The 20695-nt window shown below is 70.8% G+C and carries 19 protein-coding genes and 1 pseudogene; 13 read left to right on the top strand and 7 right to left on the bottom strand.

Annotation, left to right across the window (positions count from 1 at the left end; translation table 11 throughout):
- Positions 1-56 precede the first annotated feature (56 nt).
- On the bottom strand, positions 57-254 hold the full coding sequence (locus tag AB0J66_RS09870; RefSeq protein WP_364657978.1) for an acyl-CoA carboxylase subunit epsilon: 198 nt from the start codon (positions 252-254) through the stop codon (positions 57-59).
- Positions 255-355: 101 nt separating this feature from the next.
- On the opposite strand from AB0J66_RS09870, the pseudogene AB0J66_RS09865 reads away from it, so the two are divergent.
- The 3 genes and pseudogenes from AB0J66_RS09865 to AB0J66_RS09855 all read left to right on the top strand — a co-directional run.
- A pseudogene (locus AB0J66_RS09865) lies at positions 356-1222 on the top strand (serine/threonine-protein kinase); the annotation flags it as partial.
- 2679 nt (positions 1223-3901) lie between these two features.
- Positions 3902-4129 carry a hypothetical protein gene (locus AB0J66_RS09860; protein WP_364657975.1) on the top strand — a complete coding sequence of 76 codons (228 nt, stop codon included), beginning with the start codon at positions 3902-3904 and terminating at the stop codon, positions 4127-4129.
- 24 nt (positions 4130-4153) lie between these two features.
- Positions 4154-4885, top strand: coding sequence for a M50 family metallopeptidase (locus AB0J66_RS09855; RefSeq protein WP_364657972.1), 732 nt, complete (start codon positions 4154-4156; stop codon positions 4883-4885).
- Position 4886: 1 nt separating this feature from the next.
- Here AB0J66_RS09855 and AB0J66_RS09850 read toward each other — a convergent pair whose 3' ends face one another.
- Positions 4887-5855, bottom strand: a complete 969-nt coding sequence (locus tag AB0J66_RS09850; protein WP_364657969.1) for a helix-turn-helix domain-containing protein — start codon at positions 5853-5855, stop codon at positions 4887-4889.
- Positions 5856-5907: 52 nt separating this feature from the next.
- On the opposite strand from AB0J66_RS09850, the gene AB0J66_RS09845 reads away from it, so the two are divergent.
- Positions 5908-6255 carry a cupin domain-containing protein gene (locus AB0J66_RS09845; RefSeq protein ID WP_364657967.1) on the top strand — a complete coding sequence of 116 codons (348 nt, stop codon included), beginning with the start codon at positions 5908-5910 and terminating at the stop codon, positions 6253-6255.
- Here AB0J66_RS09845 and AB0J66_RS09840 read toward each other — a convergent pair.
- The gene (locus AB0J66_RS09840; RefSeq protein WP_364657964.1) at positions 6250-7818 is read right to left on the bottom strand and encodes an acyl-CoA carboxylase subunit beta; all 1569 of its coding nucleotides are present in this window, start codon (positions 7816-7818) and stop codon (positions 6250-6252) included. The two genes, AB0J66_RS09845 and AB0J66_RS09840, sit on opposite strands and share 6 nt — an antisense overlap.
- 118 nt (positions 7819-7936) lie before the next feature.
- On the opposite strand from AB0J66_RS09840, the gene AB0J66_RS09835 reads away from it, so the two are divergent.
- The 3 genes from AB0J66_RS09835 to AB0J66_RS09825 are packed head-to-tail and all read left to right on the top strand — an operon-like array spanning position 7937 to position 10351.
- The gene (locus AB0J66_RS09835) at positions 7937-8869 is read left to right on the top strand and encodes a hypothetical protein (protein WP_364657962.1); all 933 of its coding nucleotides are present in this window, start codon (positions 7937-7939) and stop codon (positions 8867-8869) included.
- Positions 8870-8913: 44 nt separating this feature from the next.
- On the top strand, positions 8914-9768 hold the full coding sequence (locus AB0J66_RS09830) for a biotin--[acetyl-CoA-carboxylase] ligase (RefSeq protein WP_364657959.1): 855 nt from the start codon (positions 8914-8916) through the stop codon (positions 9766-9768).
- Between the two features lie 4 nt (positions 9769-9772).
- The gene (locus tag AB0J66_RS09825; RefSeq protein ID WP_364657957.1) at positions 9773-10351 is read left to right on the top strand and encodes a PH domain-containing protein; all 579 of its coding nucleotides are present in this window, start codon (positions 9773-9775) and stop codon (positions 10349-10351) included.
- Here AB0J66_RS09825 and AB0J66_RS09820 read toward each other — a convergent pair.
- From AB0J66_RS09820 to AB0J66_RS09810, 3 genes are read right to left on the bottom strand one after another with little or no spacing between them, the layout of a single operon-like run.
- Entirely contained in the window at positions 10348-10881 is a 534-nt protein-coding gene (locus tag AB0J66_RS09820) for a GtrA family protein (protein ID WP_364657955.1), read from the bottom strand. The two genes, AB0J66_RS09825 and AB0J66_RS09820, sit on opposite strands and share 4 nt — an antisense overlap.
- A 28-nt stretch (positions 10882-10909) precedes the next feature.
- Positions 10910-11452, bottom strand: a complete 543-nt coding sequence (locus AB0J66_RS09815) for a GtrA family protein (RefSeq protein ID WP_364657952.1) — start codon at positions 11450-11452, stop codon at positions 10910-10912.
- Between the two features lie 51 nt (positions 11453-11503).
- The gene (locus AB0J66_RS09810; protein ID WP_364657950.1) at positions 11504-12265 is read right to left on the bottom strand and encodes a sigma-70 family RNA polymerase sigma factor; all 762 of its coding nucleotides are present in this window, start codon (positions 12263-12265) and stop codon (positions 11504-11506) included.
- A 273-nt stretch (positions 12266-12538) separates the two neighbouring features.
- Here AB0J66_RS09810 and AB0J66_RS09805 point away from each other — a divergent pair, with 273 nt between their 5' ends.
- The 4 genes from AB0J66_RS09805 to AB0J66_RS09790 are packed head-to-tail and all read left to right on the top strand — an operon-like array spanning position 12539 to position 17183.
- Complete coding sequence (locus AB0J66_RS09805) at positions 12539-14344, top strand: phosphoenolpyruvate carboxykinase (GTP) (protein ID WP_364658675.1); 1806 nt, start codon at positions 12539-12541, stop codon at positions 14342-14344.
- 58 nt (positions 14345-14402) lie between these two features.
- On the top strand, positions 14403-15227 hold the full coding sequence (locus AB0J66_RS09800; protein WP_364657948.1) for a hypothetical protein: 825 nt from the start codon (positions 14403-14405) through the stop codon (positions 15225-15227).
- A 10-nt stretch (positions 15228-15237) separates the two neighbouring features.
- Positions 15238-16368 carry a geranylgeranyl reductase family protein gene (locus AB0J66_RS09795; RefSeq protein WP_364657945.1) on the top strand — a complete coding sequence of 377 codons (1131 nt, stop codon included), beginning with the start codon at positions 15238-15240 and terminating at the stop codon, positions 16366-16368.
- 32 nt (positions 16369-16400) lie between these two features.
- Positions 16401-17183, top strand: coding sequence for an isoprenyl transferase (locus AB0J66_RS09790; RefSeq protein ID WP_364657943.1), 783 nt, complete (start codon positions 16401-16403; stop codon positions 17181-17183).
- Between the two features lie 3 nt (positions 17184-17186).
- Here the strand turns inward: AB0J66_RS09790 and otsB are convergent, their stop codons facing one another.
- On the bottom strand, positions 17187-17966 hold the full coding sequence (gene otsB, locus AB0J66_RS09785; RefSeq protein ID WP_364658673.1) for a trehalose-phosphatase: 780 nt from the start codon (positions 17964-17966) through the stop codon (positions 17187-17189).
- Positions 17967-18260: 294 nt separating this feature from the next.
- On the opposite strand from otsB, the gene AB0J66_RS09780 reads away from it, so the two are divergent.
- Entirely contained in the window at positions 18261-19643 is a 1383-nt protein-coding gene (locus tag AB0J66_RS09780; protein ID WP_364657941.1) for a PhoH family protein, read from the top strand.
- A 282-nt stretch (positions 19644-19925) separates the two neighbouring features.
- Entirely contained in the window at positions 19926-20687 is a 762-nt protein-coding gene (locus tag AB0J66_RS09775; RefSeq protein WP_364657939.1) for a lytic transglycosylase domain-containing protein, read from the top strand.
- Positions 20688-20695 lie beyond the last annotated feature (8 nt).

The following is a 20695-nucleotide window of genomic DNA, read 5'->3' as shown; positions in this document are numbered from 1 at the left end:
GAGTAGTCGCTCGCCGCCAGCGCATGGGGTGCCTGTGGACAGTGACCGACGATGATCTAGCGGGGGAGGGCCGAGGCGCGCCAGGAGGACGGGCGCATCGACGGTCGTGCCGAGTGGGCCCAGGCCGAGGGGGCCGGCGGGGGCTGCTCCCCATCCACTGCGCTGGATGCTCGCACCAGTACCGTGACCAGCGCGGCCAGCTCAAGATCGGTCGGTTCGCCGCGCACGACGCTGACCAGCGGTTCCGTATCCATCGACCGAGCGTACGACGGAGGCATGGAGATCCGGTGACACGCATCCCACACTCGGCTGATCGATTCGCTGTGGCTCGACAGGACCGGGTATTTTCTCCGTGATGTCTTCCTCGCCCCCGCTCATCGTCGCTGACCGTTACCGGCTCGTCGCGCCGCTCGGTCAGGGCGGCATGGGCCGCGTCTGGCGGGCGACAGACGTCGTCCTGCACCGGGACGTGGCCATCAAGGAGCTCGTCCCGCCGCCCGGTCTGACCCCCGGCGAGCGGCAGGAGATGCGTGAGCGGTCGCTGCGCGAGGCGCGCGCGATCGCCCGGCTCAACAACATCAACGTGGTTCGCGTGTTCGACGTGCTGCGCACCGACGCCGACCCGTGGATCGTCATGGAGTACGTGCCCTCGCGCTCCCTGCAGGACACGCTCGCCGCCGAGGGTCCCTTCAACGCCGTGCGGGCCGCCGAGATGGGCCTGGGCGTGCTGAACGCGTTGCGGGCCGCCCACCGGGCCGGCGTGGTGCACCGCGACGTCAAACCGGGCAACGTGCTGATCGGCGCCGACGGCCGCGTCGTGCTCACCGACTTCGGGCTGGCCACCGTGCCCGGGGACCCCAACGTCACGCGTACGGGTCTGGTGCTCGGCTCCCCGGCGTACATCGCACCGGAGCGAGCCCGGGACGGCTCAGCCGGACCCGCCGCCGATCTGTGGTCCCTCGGGGCCACGCTGTACGCGGCGGTCGAGGGTGCCTCGCCGTTCGCCCGCCCGTCCGCGATCGCCACGCTGGCCGCCCTGGCCACCGAGAACCCGCCGCCCGCGCGCAACGCCGGCCCGCTCAAGCCGGTGCTCAACGGCCTGCTGCGCAAGGATCCGGCGCACCGCATCAACGCCGAGGAGGCGGAGCGCCTGCTGCTGCGCGCGGCCGGCCGCCGCGGCAAGCTGACCTTCCCGATGAGCCCGACCATGCGCCGCCCGGGCGTGGGCCGGGACCGGACCGGCCTGCCGCACACGGGTGCCACGCCGGTCGTGCCGGGCCCCCGTCCGCCGGTCCGCCCGACCAGCCCGCCGCCGCAGCCGCCCGTCGTGAGTGGCCGTCCGGCGGTCGGCGACGGCCGGCCGCCGATCTTCACCCCGGGCAAGGCCACCGTCGGCCGCCCCGCCGCCGAGACGCCCACCCGCGTCGACGCCCCCGCGGTCAAGCCGCCGGGTACGAAGCCGCCGGCCGCCAAGCCGCCGCGAGCCGACAAGCCCACGCCTCCCGTCGATGCCACCCGCGTGGACGGCCCGCCGGTCCGCGACGACAAGACCGCCTTCATCAGCACCCGCCGGCCTCAGCCGCCCGAGCCTCAGCGTTCCGAGCCCGCAAGCGGTACGCCGCCACGCCCGGCCCGCGCCGGGCACGCGGGTTTCACCGCCGCCGACGTGGCCGCGGCCCGCCGGGGCAAGACCGCGCCCGCCGCCGACGCCACCACCGTGATGCCCGCCGCGCCGAAGCCGATGCCGGCCGACGCCACCGCGCTGATGCCCCGCATCGTCGACAAGCCCGCGGACGCCACCACGGTGGTCCCTCCGGTGAAGCCACCGACGGCGGACGCGACCACTGTGGTGCCCGCGCCGAAGCCCGCGGCCAAGAAGGGCGCCGACAAGGGCCTAGAGGCAAAGACCGAGGTGCGGCCGTACGCCCAGAGCACAGTGACCGAAACGCCCGGGAACGTCGCCGTTCCCTCGCCGGAGGCGAAGCTCCAGGAAACCGCGCCGTCTGACAAATCCGAAAAGTCGGGCAAAGCCGCGCCCGAAGTGCCGGAGAAGTCCGAGACGACCACCGGGACGGCGGACGAGCGCGAGACGAAAGCCGCGCAGCCGGCGAAGGCGGAGGACGACGACGCCAAGGCGGCCGAGGCCAAGTCAGCTCAGGGCGCGACCGAGTCCAAGGCAGCTCAGGGCGCGACCGAGTCCAAGGCAGCTCAGGGCGCGGCCGAGGGCAAGGCAGCTCAGGGCGCGGCCGAGGGCAAGGCAGCTCAGGGCGCGGCCGAGGGCAAGGCAGCCCAGGGCGCAGGCGAGGGCAAGGCAGCCCAGAGCAAGGCAGCTGAGGGAGAGGCGAAGGCCGAACAGGTCGCGCCGCCTGCGCCGGCCGAGGCTGAGGCGCCCCGGGCAGACGCCGGCGCGGACAGCGCCGAGGCCGTCGGCGCGGCGCCCGCCGCCGAGACCGAGGAAGCGGCCACCCCCGCCGAGAGCAACGCGGCTGCGTCGACAAAGAGCAAGGCGGTCGAGCCGGCCGAGAGCGTGGCGACGGCTCCCGCTGAGAGTCCGGCGACTGCTGAGACCGAGGCGGCGGCCGAGGTCCAGTCGCCTGCTGACGGCGACGCGGCTGCAGAGAGCCAGTCAGCTGACCCGGCCGAGAGCGGCGAGACGCTTGCCGCTCAGGGCAGGACGGCTCCTCATGCCGAGAGCCAGGCCGCTTCTGGCAGCGAGGTGGCTCCCCAGGCCGGGAGCAAGGCGACTGCTGACAGTAAGACGGTTGGCGAGAGTAAGACGGCCACTGAGAGCCAGGCCGCTGCTCCCGCTGAGAGCGAAACGATGACGGCGGTCCCCGCGGCAAGTAAGAAGGTGGCCGTTCCGGCCGCCAAGCCGGCGGAGACGAAGATCGACGAGCCGGTGGCGGCAAAGGCCGACACGCCGGTCGAGGCGAGTAAAGCCACCCCCGTGGCGGCGGACAAAGCCACCCCGGTGGAAACGAAGAAAGCCACACCCCCCGACGACCAGCACGCCACCAAGCTGGTCGCCAACCTGGCCGACGCCGACAAGACCGCCGTGGCCGCCGTGATGCCGCCCCGGCGTAAGACCGAGGACATCCCGGGCCTCAACCGCCCGAACCGTCCGGCGTGGACGCCCATGCCGGTCACCCCGTCCTACGCGAGCAGTCCCGGCATCACCGTTTTCGGCACCCGGCTGACGTACAAGCAGGCCGCGGTCGGTTTCGGTGTGCTGTTGTTGATCGTCGTGCTGGTCGTCGTCCTCATCGTGCAGGCCGTCGGCGACGACGACAGCGATGGTCAGGCCGCCCCGACCCCGGTCGCTTCCAGCGCGGCGGCCGCTCCGTCCGGCACCACGAAACCGTCCGCGGCCGCCACCAGCGCCGCTCCGAGCAAGACGACCCCGGCCGCCGCCGCGTTGCCGGCCGGCTGGGCGGTGCGGACCGATCCGACCGGTTTCAAGATCCCGCTGCCGGCGGACGCGGTGCGGAGCATGGGCGACGGCGGCATCCAGTACAAGTGGGACAACCGGCTGCTGCTCATCTCGCAGACGACCAGCCCGGCCGCCGACGCGTACCAGGACTGGGTCGAGCAGGAGCAGGATCGGGCCGGCAGCATCCGGGGTTATGAGCGGGTGCGCATCGACCGGGTGAACGGCTACTTCAAGAGTGCTGCCGACTGGGAGTACTACTACACGACCAGCACCAACAACCGGCAGCACGTGATCAAGCGGAATTTCGTCGTCAACAGCAAGCAGGCGTACAGCCTGAACTGGTATGTCAGTCCGGAGGACTGGAACGCCTCGCAGGCCGACATCAAGGCGATCTTCGCCGGCTTCAAGTCGAAGTAGAGTTATTTCCCGCGTGAATGGGTAGTTCATGTCGCATCACCGAGGAGGTGCGACATGAACTGCCGACGGTACGGCAGTAAGCCCACCCTAGGTTTCTGGGTGCTCATCGCGTTCGCGGATCTCGTGGTCCTGACTGTGACCATCGGACCGCCCGCCATGTTCGCCATCGTGGCCCTGCTGGCTGTTTTCGCCGGTGGTGTGTATGCCGCCCGCACGCTGACCAAGCGTTCCGAGGCGCCCACCGAGGCCGTTGTCCGGGGCCGGGCCTCCCACCACGCATAGCGTGATCGGCTACAGTTCGGCGCTGTGCCGATCGACAGCGTAAGTGATCTCTGGGACCAACTGCTCGGCGCTCAGCCGGACCCGCCCGGTCTGCTGGTGCTGCTCACGGCGCTGGCCGGGTTGCTCGCGGTGTCGTTCCGCCCGGTGTGGCGGGTGGCCCGCAATGCCGTCACGATCGCCCACGAGGGTGGTCATGCGCTGTTCGCGTTGGTGACCGGCCGCCGGTTGCGCGGTATCCGGCTGGAGTTCGACACGTCCGGTCTGACGCTGTCGTCGGGGCGCCCGACCGGCCCGGGCATGATGCTCACGCTGCTCGGCGGTTATATCGCGCCGTCGCTGGTCGGTGTGCTGGGTGCCTGGCTGCTCGGCGGTAACCGGATCACGTTGCTGCTCTGGCTGGCCGTGGTTCTGCTGCTGCTCATGCTGATCAACATCAGGAACTTCTTCGGTGTGGTCTCCCTCGTGGTGACGGGCGCGATCGTCTTCGTCGTCTCCTGGTACGCGTCGCCGCAGGTGCAGGCCGTTTTCGCGTACGCCGGGGTCTGGTTCCTGCTTTTCGGCGGGGTTCGCCCGGTCTTCGAGTTGCAGAGCCTGCGCAGCCGGGGCCGCATGCCGGAGTCGGACGCCGACCAGCTCGCTCACGTCACCCGCGTGCCGGCCATCTTCTGGGTCGGCGTCTTCCTGGTCGTCAACGTGGCCGCGTTGATCGTCGGCGCCTTCCTGTTGGCCGGCCAGTGGTTGCCCGACACGGTGTGAGTCACGGCGGGCCGGTGAAGCGGCGCCGGTAGTCGGCCGGGCTGACTCCGACGTGGCGTTTGAACAGGGCCCGCATGTTAGCCCCGGTGCCGAGCCCGGATCGGTGGGCGACGGCTTCGAGCCCGTGGGCGCCCTGTTCGATCAGGCGGCAGGCCAGGGTGACCCGTTCGACGGTCAGCCAGGCCAGCGGGGTGGTGCCCAGCTCGGCCCGGAACCGGCGGTGCAGGCTGCCTACGCTCATTCCGGCCCGCCGGGCCAGCTCGGCGACGGTGATCGGCTCGTCCAGTCGCTGCTGGGCCCAGGCCAGCGCCGAGGCGAGGGACTGGCCGGCCGCCGGTGGCATCGGGCGCTCGACGAACTGCCGTTGACCGCCGTCGCGGTAGGCGGCGAAGACGAGGCGGCGGCTGACGTGATTGGCCACCTCGGCCCCGTGATCCCGCCGGACGATGTGCAGGCCGAGGTCGAGCGCGGCGGCGCTGCCGGCCGAGGTGAGCACGTCACCGTCGTCGACGAACAGGACGTCCGGTTCGAGCGCCACCTTCGGGAAGCGCTGTTGGAACTCCTCGGCGAGATTCCAGTGGACCGTGGCCCGGCGCCCGTCGAGCAGGCCGGCCTCGGCCAGGGTGAACGCGCCGGTGCAGAGGCCGACCAGCCGGGCGCCCCGCTCGTGGGCCCGGCGCAGGGCGGCCAGCAGCATCGGGCGGCTCGGCGTGTCGACGTACGGCCGGTTGGGCACGATCACCGTGTCGGCCCGGTCGATCTCGTCGAGCCGCCCGACCGCGCCGATGCTGAACAGCGCGTCCCGCATCGGGGTGGACTTCTTAGGGGCGATCACGCGGAGGTCGTACAGCTCGAAACCGATCTCCGGCCGCAACGGGCCGCCGAAGATCTCGCAGGCGCAGCCGACCTCGAAGGGGTTGGACTGCTCGTCGACGACGAGCACGACCCGATGTGAGGATCCTTGCGGCATCGGTCATTCCTACCACTGCCGGCGGGCCCGCCGCGGGTTGGAGGATCGGTGCATGCTCACGAAATACGCGGTGGCCGACGAAGCGGCCGGCCTCACCGAGTTCTGGTCCCAGCGGGTGCTCGCCGCGGCCAACGGCAACCTGCTCAAGGTGGCCAAGGGGACCCGGTCGACGAACTGGCACTCGCACGACGACCAGGACGAGACCTTCCTGCTGCTCTCCGGGCGGATGACGATCCAGCTCCGCGACGGCGACGTGTCCCTGCTCCCCGGCGACCTGCTGGTCATCCCGCGTGGTGTCGAGCACTGTCCGCGGGTCGACGGGGACGAGGCGCACTTCCTGCTGATCGGGCCCGAGGTGACCTCGAACGCCGCCGGCGGAAAGCCGGCCTGGAGCTCATAGCGGGATGTTGCCGTGCTTCTTGGGCGGCAGGGTCTCGCGCTTGGTACGCAGCATGCGCAGCGCCTGGGTCACCTGGGCCCGGGTCTCGGACGGCTGGATGACCGCGTCGACGTAACCGCGCTCGGCCGCGATGTACGGGTTGGCCAGCGTGTCCTCGTACTCCTGGACCCGAGCGGCCCGGTTCTCCACCGGCTCGCCCCGGTAGAGGATGTTGACCGCGCCCTGGGCCCCCATGACCGCGATCTGGGCGGTGGGCCAGGCGAAGTTCATGTCGGCCCCGAGGTGCTTCGACCCCATGACGTCGTACGCGCCGCCGTACGCCTTGCGGGTGATCACCGTGATCTTCGGGACGGTGGCCTCGGCGTACGCGTAGATCAGTTTGGCGCCGCGCCGGATGATGCCGTCCCACTCCTGGGCCGTTCCGGGCAGGAAGCCGGGCACGTCGACCAGGGTCAGCACCGGGATGTTGAAGGCGTCGCAGGTCCGGACGAACCGGGCCGCCTTCTCCGAGGCCGCGATGTCGAGGGTGCCCGCGAAGTGCATCGGCTGGTTGGCGACCACGCCGACCGGGCGGCCCTCGACCCGGCCGAAGCCGACCACGATGTTCTGCGCGTAGAGCGGCTGGACCTCGAGGAAGTCGTCGACGACGGTCTCGATCACGGTCTTGATGTCGTAAGGCTGGTTGGCCGAGTCCGGGATCAGGGTATCGAGCGCGCGATCGGCCTCCGAAGCGGTCAAATCCGTCAAATCTTCGAACACGACAGGCTCGTCGAGATTGTTCGACGGCAGGTACGACAGCAGCGCCCGCACGTAGTCGATCGCATCGTCCTCGTCGGAGGCCAGGTAGTGGGCGTTGCCGCTGCGGCTGTTGTGGGTGCGGGCGCCGCCCAGCTCCTCGAAGCCGACCTCCTCACCGGTCACCGTCTTGATCACGTCGGGGCCGGTGATGAACATGTGCGAGGTCTGGTCGACCATCACGGTGAAGTCGGTGATCGCCGGCGAGTAGACCGCGCCGCCCGCGCACGGACCCATGATCAGCGAGATCTGCGGGATGACGCCGCTGGCCCGCACGTTGCGGAAGAAGATGTCGGCGTACAGGCCGAGCGCGACCACGCCCTCCTGGATGCGCGCGCCGCCAGAGTCGTTGATCCCGATGATCGGGCAGCCGGTCTTCATGGCCATGTCCAGCACCTTGACGATCTTCTCGCCGAAGACCTCGCCCAGGGAGCCGCCGAAGACGGTGAAATCCTGCGAGAAGACGCAGACGGGCCGGCCGTCGACGGTGCCGTAGCCGGTCACCACGCCGTCGCCGTAGGGGCGGTTCTTCTCCAGGCCGAAGTTGGTCGAGCGGTGCCGGGCGAGCGCGTCGAGCTCCACGAAGGAGCCCTCGTCGAGCAGCATCGCGATCCGCTCGCGGGCCGTCTTCTTGCCCCGGGCGTGCTGTTTCTCGACGGCCCGTTCGCTGCCCGCGTGGACCGCCTCGTCGGTGCGGCGCGTCAGATCACTGAGCTTGCCGGCCGTCGTGTGGATGTCGGCCTGGACCGCGTCCGGCTGTGTCGTCACAGTGGTTCCTCACGATTCCAGCGACGGTGGAAGAGACGAACTTGATCGTAGTGCGCGATCGGTTGGCGCGCCGCTACGGGTGCGTTTCGCACTCAATGCCCCATTCGTTACATCCCTCGTGACGAACTGGATGACCGCGGCCGGCATCGCCCTCATCGCCGGCGGTATCGCCACACTGATCTGTTTCCGCAGCGTGCTGTTCCGGGTCGGCGGGCGCCGGGCGGGCCGGAAGGCGGTCCGCGAGGCCACCCGGACCGCCATGATCGAGGCCGACCGTCACCCACGCCGGGTGCGGGGAAGCCGCCGCCGGAGCCAGGCGGCCGAGTGGCCGGGTGAGGACGAGGGCGGCGGCCTCGCGCTGATCGGCCTCGCCGACGAGGAGGAACGTCAAGACCTGAGGCCGTACGCCGACGAAGAGGACCGTCAGGACCTGAGGCCGTACGCCGACGAGCACCGCCCGGTCGACGAGGTCGAGCCCGAGGAGCCCGTGGCCGTCGAGGCCACCGAGCCCTTCGAGGTCGAGGTCGAAGAGGTGGTGGCGGAGCCGCAGCCCCAGCCGGCGGCCCGCTACGGCCACCGCGTCGAGGGCTGGGTCCGCCCCGAGTACCGCCAGACCGGCGACGAGCTCCCGTCCGGCGAATACTGGACCCCGATCCCGGTCGAGCTGGAGCCCGACCACGAGCCCTCGGCCAAGGGTTACGGCTGGCCCGTCGCCGTCGAGCGGCTTCCCCCGGTGCCCGACTACGAGCCCGCGACTGGCTTCGACCTCACCGCCGTGCCGTTCGAGCCGACCGAGGTCGTTCCGACCTGGCCGCCGGACGAGCGCTCGGGCCGCATCCGCCTGCCGCGTAACTGGCAGTCCCGCAACGAGAAGCGCCGCGCCGCCCGGGAGCAGCCCCCGGCCCGGGAGTGGCGGTCCGAGCCGCCGGCCGCGGAGGAACCGCCCGTCGAACGCCGCCGCCCGCGTCCACGTCCTCGCCCTTCGGTGACGCCTCCGACCAATCCCAGCCGCGTCTACGTGAGCCGCCACGCCGCCGACCCACCGCAGTGAGCCGGCGGCGACGGCTGCTTCGGCGGGGGCGCGACTAGGCTCTGGTGATGGCTTCGCCGTATACCGATCTGGACCGCCCGCCGCTGTCGCCCCGTGCGCTGGAGCGGGCGCTGGTGACCCCGGGCGGCTTTTGGCGGCGCCTCGATCTGCGGGCCGAGACCGCGTCGACCAACGCCGACGCGATCGCCGCCGCCCAGGCCGGTGAGCCCGAGGGTCTGGTCGTGGTCGCCGAGAGCCAGACCGCCGGCCGCGGTCGCCGCGATCGCCAATGGACCTCGCCGCCGCGGGCCGGCCTGACCGTCAGCGTGCTGCTGCGCCCCGGCCTGCGCAACGAGGAGCGCGGCTGGCCCGCGGTCCCGCCGGGCGCGCTCGGCTGGCTGCCCCTGCTGGCCGGCGTCGCCCTGGCCGAGGCCGTCACGCGGGTGGCCGAGGTCGAGGCCTCCTTGAAGTGGCCGAACGATCTGCTCGTGGCCGGCGGCAAGTGCGCCGGCATCCTGGCCGAGGCCTCCGGCGACGCGGTCGTGGTCGGCATCGGGCTCAACGTGAGCACCCGCGCCGAGGAGCTCCCCGAGACCAACGGCCTGCCCGCCACCTCACTACGCGTCGCCGGAGCGCCGGTGACCGACCGTGACCCGTTGTTGCGGGCGTCGCTGCGCGGAATCGCTTCCTGGTACGAGGGGTGGCGGGAGGCGGAGGGCGACGCCGAGATGTCCGGCCTGCTCGCCGCCTATCAGCGGCACTGCGCCACGATCGGCCGCCAGGTCCGGGTGCTGCTGCCGGCCGGCGGTCCGCTGGAGGGCGAGGCGACCTCGGTCGACGGGGACGGCCGGCTGGTCGTCCGATCGGCGGACGGGGCCGAGCATCGCGTCTCGGCGGGTGACGTGCTGCACGTACGCTGACCGCGTGGCGTTCCCGGAAGAAGTGCTGGCCGACGAGGAGGAACTCGTCCTCCACCTGCGCCCGCACTGGCGCACGGCGCTCCGGCCGGGCCTGCTGGTCCTGCTGGCGGTGGTGGTCAGCACGGTGGCCTGGGTGATGCTGCCGACCAACGACGGCGGCCGGATCGCCTTCGCCGTGGTCGCGCTGATCATGCTCTACCAGGGCGTCCGGTACGGAGCGGCGCCGCTGGTCAAGTGGCGGTGCACCCACTACGTGCTGACCGACGAGCGGATCCTGCTGCAGGACGGCGTGATCGCCCGGGAGCGGCGCGACCTGCCGCTCAACCGGGTCAACGATCACGTGGTGAGCCAGTCGGTCCTGGACCGGCTCTTCGGGTCGGGCACGCTGAAGGTCGACTCGATCGGTGAGCAGGCCGTCCTCCTGGCCGTGGTGCCGCGGGCGCAAAGCGTGCAGACGCTGCTCTACGAGCTGATCGAGCAGGATCGGCTACGGCGCCCGGACGACGAGGACGAGGAAGTCGAGCAGGAGCCCGAACTGCCGGCGCAGCGGCGCGGTCTCTTCCGCCGGCCGGCCAAGGGTTAACGCGGGGTGGCGTCGAGCTTCGGCTCGTCCTCGGTGCTCAGCTCGGCCAGACCGGCGGCGGCGTCCAGGTCGGCCAGCTCGGCCTCGTGACCGTCGACCGGCGGCTTGAGGAAGACGAAGGTCCGGTAGGCCCAGAAGCGGAAGACCGTGGCGATCACGATGCCGACCAGCGTGACGGCCATGAACTCGTACTTGTTGTGCTCCTCGGTCAGGCCGAAGCCGTACTTGCCGATGGCGATGGTGCCGGACTGGATGACCATGCCGATCAGGTTGAACCCGAAGAACAGCGTGTACTCACGGCGCAGCGCGGTGCGCGTGTGGTGACGGTACGTCCAGTAGCGGTTGGCGAAATACGCCAGCGTGGTGGTGATGACCGTGCCGATGACGCTGGCCTTGACCGCGCCGATCGGCAGCAGGGCCCAGGTGATGGCCAGGTAGAGCAGCGTGTTCCCGGCGCCGATGATGCCGAAGGCGATGGCTTCGGGGGCGAGGCGGCGCAGGTGTGACGTCAGCGAACTGACTGAAGGCATTGGGCAACCTTAGCGGGAGAGGGGGCTGTTACGCCGTGTCACGTACGGGGGATGGTGGCGGCGTCACAGTAGCCGCGTGATCGTCGTGACGCTCATGCGTGCCCGGCGGGGTCTCGACGGGGAACACGAACCGGCGGTACGACCAGAAGCGGAACAGGGTGCCGAAGGCGGTGCCGACGAGCTGCCCCGAGATGTTGTCCGCGAGCCGGGTCTGGAAGGCGGGCCAGACGCTGCCCAGCCCGTAGTGGCTGATGGCCAGGCAGGCGAGCCCGATGCCCAGGCCGATGGCGTTGAGCACGAAGAACATGGTGTATTGCCGGGCCATGTTGGTGTGGGCCGCGTGCCGCCAGGTCCAGAACCGGTTGCCGGTGAAGGCGACGGTGGTCGCCAGCACGGTCGAGATGGTCTTGGCGAGCAGCGTCTCGAGGCCGGCCTGGAGCAGCAGGTTGAAGATCGCCAGGTCGATGGCGAAGGAGATGCTGCCCACCGTGCCGAACTTGCCGAGCTCGCGGACGAGGGCCCGAAACCGGGAGCGCAGGCCGGATGGCTGCGTCGGCGATGTCTCGGGCACGGTCCGAGAGTACCGGGGGCCGTCACGCGCCGCTGTTTTCGTTGGCGAGTCTTAACCGCCTGATCCGGCATGGTGACGCTGCCGGTACGGAGGGTGCATGTCGCTGATCTCGGCGATCTCCGCGACCCGTTCCCGGCATTCGGCGCACCATCCCAGGTGCAGCCGCATCCGGTTGCTGTCCCGCGGGGCGAGCCGCCCGCGCAGGTGGACGCCGAGGCGGTCGGCCGCCCAGCGGCACTCCGGGTGCTTGGCCACGGCCACGTGTTGCTGGAGGTAGAGGCTGCGCAGGCCTTCGCGGGCGCGGTGGGCGAGCACGGCCACCGCGTTCGGGGTCATACCGAGCATCCCGGCCACCTCGGCCGGGCTGTTGCCCTCGACCGCGGTCTGCCACAGCACATCGCGCCACCGCTCCGGGAGCTGCCGGAACGCGGCCGCGGCGTAGGCCCGTTCCAGGCGGTCGAGGGCGGGGTCGGTGTACGGCTGGCCCTCGTCGTACCGGGTGAGGTCGTCGGTGAATTCGAGTCGCCGGTCGCGCCGGGCCCGGTGGTAGCAGACGTGCCGCATGGTGGTCGCGAGGTAGGCGCGGAAGGCGACCAGGGGCCCGCGGCCGGCCCGCAGGGCGGCGAAGACCTTGGCGAACGTCTCGGCGACCAGGTCGTCGGCGTCCGTGGGGTCGCGGGCGAGGCCGTAGGCCAGGTGCCGGGCCGCGGCGTGGTGCCGTTCGTAGAGCGTGCCGTACGCCGCGGTGTCCCCTTCACGGACCGCCGCCAGTAGTTCGGTGTCCGTGTCGGTTGGACTGCCCGGGATGGTCATTCCTGCCTCCTAGGAGAGGAAAGCCCGATTACCCAAGCTTAGGGGCTTAAGTCCGTTTTGCGAAAGTCGACGAACGGCGGGGCGCACACCTGGCCGTTCCGGCGAGGATGCGCGGAACTGCGCTGTACGGCGAAGGATCGAACGTCTGTAAGCAGAGTGGCCGAGGATTGTGCGGTTCTCCACAGATTCTTCCGATGAACCAAATGCCGAACGCCCTTAGGCTCGGTGCACTCCCACGACCTCTGTGGTCCTGGTCAACGCCGACCGAAGGAGATCACTGTGCCCCCTGCTTCTCATCCCCGGCTGCTCGCCTGGATCGACGAAGTGACCGCCCTGACCACTCCCGACCGCGTCGTCTGGTGCGACGGCTCGGAACAGGAGTGGAGAACGCTCACCGACGCCCTGGTCGAATCGGGCTCGCTGGTGCGGCTCGACCCCGAGAAGAAGCCCAACTCGTTCTGGGCGCGGACCGACCCGGGTGATGTCGCCCGCGTCGAGGAACGCACCTTCATCTGCTCGGCCGACGAGGCCGACGCCGGCCCCACCAACAACTGGATGGCGCCGGCCGAGATGAAGGCGACCATGACCGAGCTCTACCGGGGCTGCATGCGGGGCCGGACCATGTACGTGGTCCCGTTCTGCATGGGTCCCCTGGACGCCCCGAATCCGATGTTCGGCGTCGAGCTGACCGACAGCCCGTACGTCGTCGCGAGCATGCGCATCATGACCCGGATGGGGGCCGCGGTCGTCGAGGCGATGGGGACGGACGCCGACTTCGTGCCGGCCCTGCACTCGGTCGGCGCGCCGCTGGCGCCGGGGGAGGACGACGTCCCCTGGCCGTGCAACGAGACCAAGTACATCTCGCACTTCCCGGAGACCCGGGAGATCTGGTCCTTCGGCTCCGGCTACGGCGGCAACTCGCTGCTCGGCAAGAAGTGCTACGCGCTGCGCATCGCCAGCGTGGCCGCCCGCGACGAGGGCTGGCTGGCCGAGCACATGCTGATCATGAAGCTGACCTCGCCCGAGGGGCAGGTCCGCTACATCGCGGGCGCGTTCCCGTCGGCCTGCGGCAAGACCAACCTCGCCATGCTCGAGCCCACGCTGCCGGGCTGGAAGGTCGAGACGGTCGGGGACGACATCGCGTGGATGCGATTCGGTGAGGACGGCCGGCTCTGGGCCACCAACCCCGAGTTCGGGCTGTTCGGCGTCGCGCCCGGCACCGACTTCCACACCAACCCGAACGCGATGCGCACGCTCGCCCGGGGCAACTCCGTCTTCACCAATGTCGCCCTCACCGACGACGGCGACATCTGGTGGGAGGGCATGGGCGAGCCGCCGGCCCACCTGACCGACTGGAAGAACCAGGACTGGACCCCCGGCTCCGAGACCCCTTCGAGCCACCCCAACAGCCGGTTCTGCACGCCGATTGAGCAGTGCCCGATCCTGGCCGACGAGTACCACGACCCGCGCGGCGTGCCGATCGACGCGATCCTGTTCGGCGGCCGCCGCAAGACCACGGTCCCGCTGGTCACCGAGGCCCGGGACTGGGTGCACGGCGTCTACCTGGGCGCGACGCTCTCGTCGGAGACCACCGCGGCCGCGGTCGGCCAGGTCGGCGTGGTGCGGCGCGACCCGATGGCCATGCTGCCGTTCATCGGCTACCACGCCGGTGACTACTTCCAGCACTGGATCGACATGGCCAAGGGTGCGCCCGGCGACGCGGCCAAGCTGCCCAAGGTCTTCTACGTCAACTGGTTCCGGTGCGGCGAGGACGGCCGGTTCCTGTGGCCCGGCTTCGGCGAGAACAGCCGGGTCCTCAAGTGGGTCGTGGAGCGGCTCGACGGCCGCGGCGAGGCCGTGGAGACCCCGATCGGCCACGTGCCCACGCCGGAGGCGATCGACCTGACCGGCCTCGACCTCGACGAGGCCGACCTGGCGGCCGTGCTGAAGGTCGACCGCGACGAGTGGCTGGCCGAGATTCCCCAGGTCACCGAGTGGTTCGAGAAGTTCGGCGACAAGCTCCCGGCCGTCCTCTGGTCCGAGTTGGACGCCCTGCGCGCCCGCTTGGCCGAGGGCTGAGGCCCCGCGCCCGCCTCATCGACGCGTGAGGCGGGCGCGGTCGGGGTACCACGACGCCGTGCCCCGCGCCCTCCGCGCCTTGATCGCCCTGCTCGTGGCGACCGCGGTCGCCACGGTGGTGGTCGAGGTCCTCATCTACACGTACACGCCGGAGCACGGCTTCGGCCTGGCCGTGCGCACCGGGTGGGCGTTGCTGCGTACGCTCGGTTGGCTTCTGTTGATCCGGCAGGTGCGCCGTTCCCGGGCCGCGGCCCGTCCGCTCGGCCTGATCCTGGCCGTGACGACGGTCTTCGCGGTCGGCCGTCTGATCGTCCCGCGGTCCGGCCCGCCGCCGGTGCCCGGCGTGATCGGCTTCGCGGTGCTGGTCGTCCTCTGTGTCGCCGTGGTCGCCCTGCTCTACCGGCATCCGGTCGTCCGCGAGCATCTGGTGCGGCATCCGAACCGGCTCGTGCTGACCCGCGAGGGCCTGTCCCTGCGCGAGACCGCGCCCCGCCGGGCCCCCGTGACCGGGTGGCTGCTCACGGCGCGGCTGGCCGCCTTCAGCTACAGCCCGCTGATGCTGGTGCCCTGCCTGATCTCGTTCGGCCAACTTCGCGACCGGCCACAGTGGTTGCTCGCGGTGGTGTTCTGGCTGTTCGCCGGCATCGCCGTCAGCTACGCCGTCCTGCTCTGCACGATCTTCCTGATGCGCGGCCGCGCGGGCGCCCGCCGGGCCCTGGCCTGGCTCACCTTCTTCGTGCTCGCCTGGGATCTGCCGCTCTGCTACTTCCTGCTCGGCGTCGACGGGCTGATCCGAGACGGCGCTCCGCTCGTGGCCGCCGCGCTTCTGACCTGGTACGCCTTGAAGCGGGCGGCCGAGATCCCGGCCGAGGCGCGCACCTGAGGGGAGCGGCATGCCGGTCGAGAGCTTCGACGTCGTCGTGGTCGGCGCCGGTCCGGCCGGTGCGGCCGCCGCGATCGCCGCCCGCCGGGCCGGCGCCGAGGTGCTGCTGCTCGACCGGGCCGACTTCCCCCGTGACAAGCCGTGCGGCGACGGCATCGCGGCCGAGGCGGTGACCGTGCTCGACGGCCTCGGCGTGCCCGGGGTCACCGATGGTTATCCGGCTATCGAACGGTTGCGCCTGGTCGGGCCGGGTGGCGCCGCGGTGGCCCGGCCGCTGCCCCGGCCCGCGCACACCGTCCCGCGCCGGGTCTTCGACGAGCGCCTGGTCCGGGCCGCGGTCGCGGCGGGGGCCGAGCTGCGGCGGCTGACGGTCCGCACGGTGAACGACGACGGCGACGGCGTTCTGATCGACGGCAAGGTGAGGGCCCGGGTGCTGATCGGGGCAGACGGGGCCGGCTCGGTGGTGCGGCGTTCGCTCGGCCACCCGGTCAACCCGCCCGGCCACCTCGCGGTCGCCATCCGCGGGTACGCGCCGACCACCAACACCAGCGAGCAGATCATCGTCACGACCCGCCAGCGCTGGCCCGCGTACGCCTGGGAGTTCCCCCTCGGCGACGGCACCGCCAACGTCGGGTACGGCGAGGTCCTGCGGGGCGAGCCGCTGTCACGGGCGTACCTCCGGGAACGCCTGAGTGACCTCCTGGCCGGCGCCGACCCGGCCGGCCTGCGCGGGCACCACCTGCCCCTGTCCACCCACCGGCCGCCACCGGGCCGGGGCCGCGTGCTCCTCGCGGGGGACGCCCTCTCGTTGATCAACCCGTTCACCGGGGAGGGCATCTTCTACGCCGTGCTCTCCGGCGCGCTGGCCGGGTCGGCTGCCGCGAGCGGGCCCGAACGGGTGGCCGAGCGCTACCGCGACGCGCTGCGACGACGGCTCGGGCGGCACCTGCGGCACTCCGGCCTCGCCGCGTGGCTCAGCCGGCGGCCCCGCGTGGTCGACGCCGCGGTCGAGGCGGCGGCCCGAGACGGTGGTGTTTTCCGCCGGATGGTGGAGCTCGGCCTCGGTGACGGGGTTTTCGACCTTCGCACGATCGGGCGCATCACCTTGCGGTTGAGTCACCGACACCAAGCCCACCCTTGAGTCGCTACCGGGGCGGGCTAGGGTTTGAGGCGATGAGTCTGCGGTCCCTGATCTCCACTCCGTTCTACCGCGTGTACGAGCGGCGGCTGGCCGGCAAGCTGGCCGGCAAACCCGTGCCCCAACACGTCGGTGTCATGTGCGACGGCAACCGTCGCTGGGCCCGCGAGATGGGGTTCGTCGACCCCAACGACGGCCACCGTGTCGGCGCGGCCCGCGTCAAGGAGCTGCTGACCTGGTGCGACCAGGCCGGCATCAAGCACGTCACGCTCTACCTGCTGGCCACCGACAACCTGCGCCGGCCGGCGGCCGAGCTCGACCCGCTGCTCCAGATCATCGAGGATCTGGCCAGCGAGCTGGCCGAGGAGGGCAACCCGTGGCGGCTGCGCATCGTCGGCGCGCTCGACATCCTGCCCGCCCCGACGGCCGCCGCGCTCAAGGCCGCCCAGGAGAAGACGCGTAACCGGACGATCGGGGTCGAGGTCAACATGGCCGTCGGCTACGGCGGCCGGCGCGAGATCGCCGACGCCGTGCGCTCCCTGCTGCACGAGCAGGCCGCGGCCGGACGCACGATCGAGGAGATGGCCGAGATCCTCGACGTCGATCACATCGCCGAGCACCTTTACACCCGGGGCCAGCCCGACCCCGACCTGGTCATTCGCACCAGCGGCGAGCAGCGGCTCTCCGGCTTCCTGCTCTGGCAGTCGGCGCACTCGGAGTTCTACTTCCACGACGCCAACTGGCCCGATTTCCGCCGGATCGACTTCCTGCGGGCGCTGCGGTCGTACGGCAACCGGCAGCGCCGCTTCGGCGCTTAATTCTTATTGGAAGCGCTTGAGGCCCTCGGCCAGGAACTCGGCCACCGCGTCGGGGGAGTCGAGGGTCAGGTCGGCCGCGCTGGAGACCTCGGCCCCGGTCTCGGGGTTGGCCACGGCCACCGCGACGCCGAAGAACGAGGGGTCGACGGCCTCGCGGGCGCGCAGCGCGTCGAACGCCTTGATGTCGGACATGTCGTCACCGAAGTACCAGGCGCAGCCCGCCTCGCGGACGCCCTCGGTGATGACCATGCCCTTGTCCTGGTCGACGGGCGGCTTGAGCTCGACCACCATGCGGCCGGCCTGCACCCGAAGGCCCCGGCTCTCGGCCTGCTCGTGCCCCCAGCGCTCGACGGCCTGCGCGTGCTGCGGCGCGGTGCGGTAGTGCAGGGCGACGGAAAGACGCTTGTACTCCACCAGGATGTCGCTGGGCAGCTCGGTCTTGGCCGCCTCGGCCAGCTCGGCCATGGCCGGCACCCAGGGCAGCGCGGCCGGCTCGGTGACGACCTCACCCTCGTGCCACACCTCGAGGCCGTACAGCCCGTAGAGGTCGACGCGCTCGAGCGAGGAGAACCGGGACCGCAGGAAGCTGACCGGACGGGCCGAGACGATGGCGACCCGCTGGACGACGGTCGCGAGCCTCTCCAGCACGCCCAGCACCGATGGCACCGGCTGTGAGGCGTCCGGGTCGTCGGTGACCGGCGAGAGGACGCCGTCGAAGTCGAAGAAGAACGTGGTTTGGAGCCGGTGCTCGGCCGTGAAGGCCCAGGCGTCGGCGGTGCTCAGCGGATGGTTCGTACGCGGAGTCTGTGCCACGACGTCAGATTACCCGCCTGGGGTGTCGTTTCATGCTCGCAAAATTGGCCGAGAGTTGGACGTCACCCGTTTTTGCGTACTACCGCGTACGGCTGATGACCGCTAGCGTTTGGGTCATGGCACGGGGTCATCCCGAGCCAGCCGGCCGGCCCGGACCTGCGACAAGTGCGCCACGGGGCCTGCAATCCGTCCCGTGCATGAGATCGGGCGCCGGAGGTGGCGGACCGCGGGCGTACCGGGTTGCACGCCCGCTGGAGCAGGCCTGTGACATCACGCCGATCTGACGCCGACGTCGCTGCTACTTCTATCTCACGCGACTCGGCCGCCAAAGTCTCCGGAACCCCTGAACCGGCCCGTGAGGGCCGTGTTTTCGTTCTGGACACCTCGGTCCTGCTGTCCGACCCGGCGGCGTTCCGCCGGTTCTCCGATCACGAGGTGGTCATCCCCCTCGTCGTGATCTCCGAGTTGGAGGGAAAACGCCACCATCCCGAGCTGGGCTGGTTCGCTCGTCAGTCGCTGCGGCTGCTGGACGAGCTGCGCATCAAGTTCGGCCGGCTCGATGAGCCGGTGCTCTGCAACGACGAGGGCGGCACGCTGCGGGTCGAGCTCAACCACGCCGACCAGAGCGTCCTGCCGCAGGGCTTCCGCAACGACTCCAACGACACCCGGATCCTGTCCGTGGCGCTGGGTCTGGCAGCCGAGGGACGTACGGTCACGCTCGTCAGCAAGGACATGCCGCTGCGGGTCAAGGCGGCCTCGGTCGGCCTGACCGCTGACGAATACAGGCACGGCCAGGCCAGCGACCCCACCTGGACCGGCATGGCCGACCTCAAGCTGGGTGAGGAGGAGGTCAACGCGCTCTACGCGGGCGAGGAGCTCGAGCTGGAGGACACCGAGCGACTGCCCTGCCACACCGGCTTGGTGATCCACTCACCGCGCGGTTCCGCGCTGGGCCGGGTCAACCCCGACAAGTCCGTACGCCTCGTGCGCGGCGACCGGGAGGCATTCGGCATCCGCGGCCGCTCGGCCGAGCAGCGCGTTGCCCTCGACCTGCTGCTGGACGAGTCGATCGGCATCGTCTCGCTGGGCGGCCGGGCCGGCACGGGCAAGTCGGCGCTGGCGCTGTGCGCCGGCCTCGAGGCCACCATGGAGCGCAACCGCCACAAGAAGGTCATCGTGTTCCGCCCGCTCTACGCGGTCGGCGGCCAGGAGCTGGGCTACCTGCCCGGCACCGAGAACGAGAAGATGTCGCCCTGGGCCCAGGCCGTCTTCGACACGCTCGGCGCGGTCGCCCACGCCAACGTGGTGGAAGAGGTGATGGCCCGCGGCCTGCTCGAGGTGCTGCCGCTGACCCACATCCGCGGCCGGAGCCTGCACGACGCGTTCGTGATCGTCGACGAGGCGCAGTCGCTCGAGCGCAACGTGCTGCTGACCGTGCTTTCCCGGATCGGTCAGGGCTCGCGCGTCGTCCTCACGCACGACGTGGCCCAGCGCGACAACCTGCGGGTGGGCCGGCACGACGGCGTGACCGCGGTGATCGAGGCCCTCAAGGGACACCCGATCTTCGCCCACGTGACGCTGACCCGGTCCGAGCGTTCGCCCATCGCCGAGGTGGTCACCGACCTCTTGGAGGAGCTTCCACTCTGAGTGATCGCTACACTCCGTAAGGTGACAACGGCGTCCCCTTCGGAGTGACGCGATTTCTGGAGCTTTTCACCCGATTTGAGCGTGAAATTGGAGTGAGCAAAGTCACATCACCGCTCTGACGTTTCACATCCGCTTCACGCTGCGCCATGGTGTCTGACGAGCGCCATGCGTGGCCAATATCGTCGTCACATCGACGCCGGCCCTTTGTCCTCGCGGTGCTCACGGCACGTTTCCCCTGGTGGGGGACGTGCCGTGTCATTGCCCCCGACGAAGGGAACCTTCGTGAATCGGCTCTGGAGCCGGGTCGGAGTACGAGTCACCGCGGTCGGCCTGCTTGTTGCGGGCGGCGCCGGCGGCGTCTACCTCGGACAGGACCGGGAAGTCCAGCAGACGAGTGCCGAAGCGCAGCTTGTCGTGCAGGCCAATGTCGACGACGACCTGCTGTTGAAGCAGCGCCAGGCCGCGCACGCCGCGGACCGGGCGCAGCGCAGCCAGGCCGAGGCCGGCGCCGCCGAGCAGGCGGCCCAGGCGGCCAAGGCGTCCGCCGCCCAGGCCCACTCGGTCGAGCAGAAGGCGATCGCCACGAAGAAGGCGGCCGAGGCCAAGAAGAAGGCCGACGAGGCCAAGAAGAAGGCCGAGGAAGCCGCCAAGAAGGCCGAGGAGGCCAAGGAGGAGGACGGCGGCGGCAGCAGCAGCGGTCCCACCGAGTACACCGGTGAGATCCCCGCCTCCTGCGACGAGTACTCGGGCGCCCGCGCCACCGGGTGCGCGCTGATGATCCAGGCCGGCTTCGGCATCGACCAGTTCCCGTGCCTGGACAAGCTGTGGAAGAAGGAGAGTGGCTGGAACTACAAGGCCACCAACCCCAGCTCCGGCGCCTTCGGCATCCCGCAGGCCCTGCCCGGCAGCAAGATGGCCTCCGAGGGCAGCGACTGGAAGACCAACCCGGCGACCCAGATCAAGTGGGGCCTCGGGTACATCGAGGGCCGGTACGACACTCCCTGCGGCGCCTGGGGGCACTCACAGGACACCGGTTGGTACTAAGTAGACAA

The sequence above is a fragment of the Actinoplanes sp. NPDC049598 genome (assembly GCF_040675435.1).
Classification (GTDB): Bacteria; Actinomycetota; Actinomycetes; order Mycobacteriales; family Micromonosporaceae; genus Actinoplanes.
The sequence above is the reverse complement of the archived record's forward strand: the minus strand, read 5'-3'. Positions and strand labels throughout refer to the sequence as shown.

Excerpts from the sequence above, each read along its gene's own strand:
- AB0J66_RS09810 (WP_364657950.1), bottom strand. The coding sequence starts at position 12,265 with ATGACCATCCCGGGCAGTCCAACCGACACGGACACCGAACTACTGGCG.
- AB0J66_RS09860 (WP_364657975.1), top strand. The coding sequence starts at position 3,902 with ATGAACTGCCGACGGTACGGCAGTAAGCCCACCCTAGGTTTCTGGGTG.
- AB0J66_RS09845 (WP_364657967.1), top strand. The coding sequence starts at position 5,908 with ATGCTCACGAAATACGCGGTGGCCGACGAAGCGGCCGGCCTCACCGAG.
- AB0J66_RS09795 (WP_364657945.1), top strand. The coding sequence starts at position 15,238 with ATGCCGGTCGAGAGCTTCGACGTCGTCGTGGTCGGCGCCGGTCCGGCC.
- AB0J66_RS09790 (WP_364657943.1), top strand. The coding sequence starts at position 16,401 with ATGAGTCTGCGGTCCCTGATCTCCACTCCGTTCTACCGCGTGTACGAG.
- AB0J66_RS09850 (WP_364657969.1), bottom strand. The coding sequence starts at position 5,855 with ATGCCGCAAGGATCCTCACATCGGGTCGTGCTCGTCGTCGACGAGCAG.
- AB0J66_RS09820 (WP_364657955.1), bottom strand. The coding sequence starts at position 10,881 with ATGCCTTCAGTCAGTTCGCTGACGTCACACCTGCGCCGCCTCGCCCCC.
- AB0J66_RS09870 (WP_364657978.1), bottom strand. The coding sequence starts at position 254 with ATGGATACGGAACCGCTGGTCAGCGTCGTGCGCGGCGAACCGACCGAT.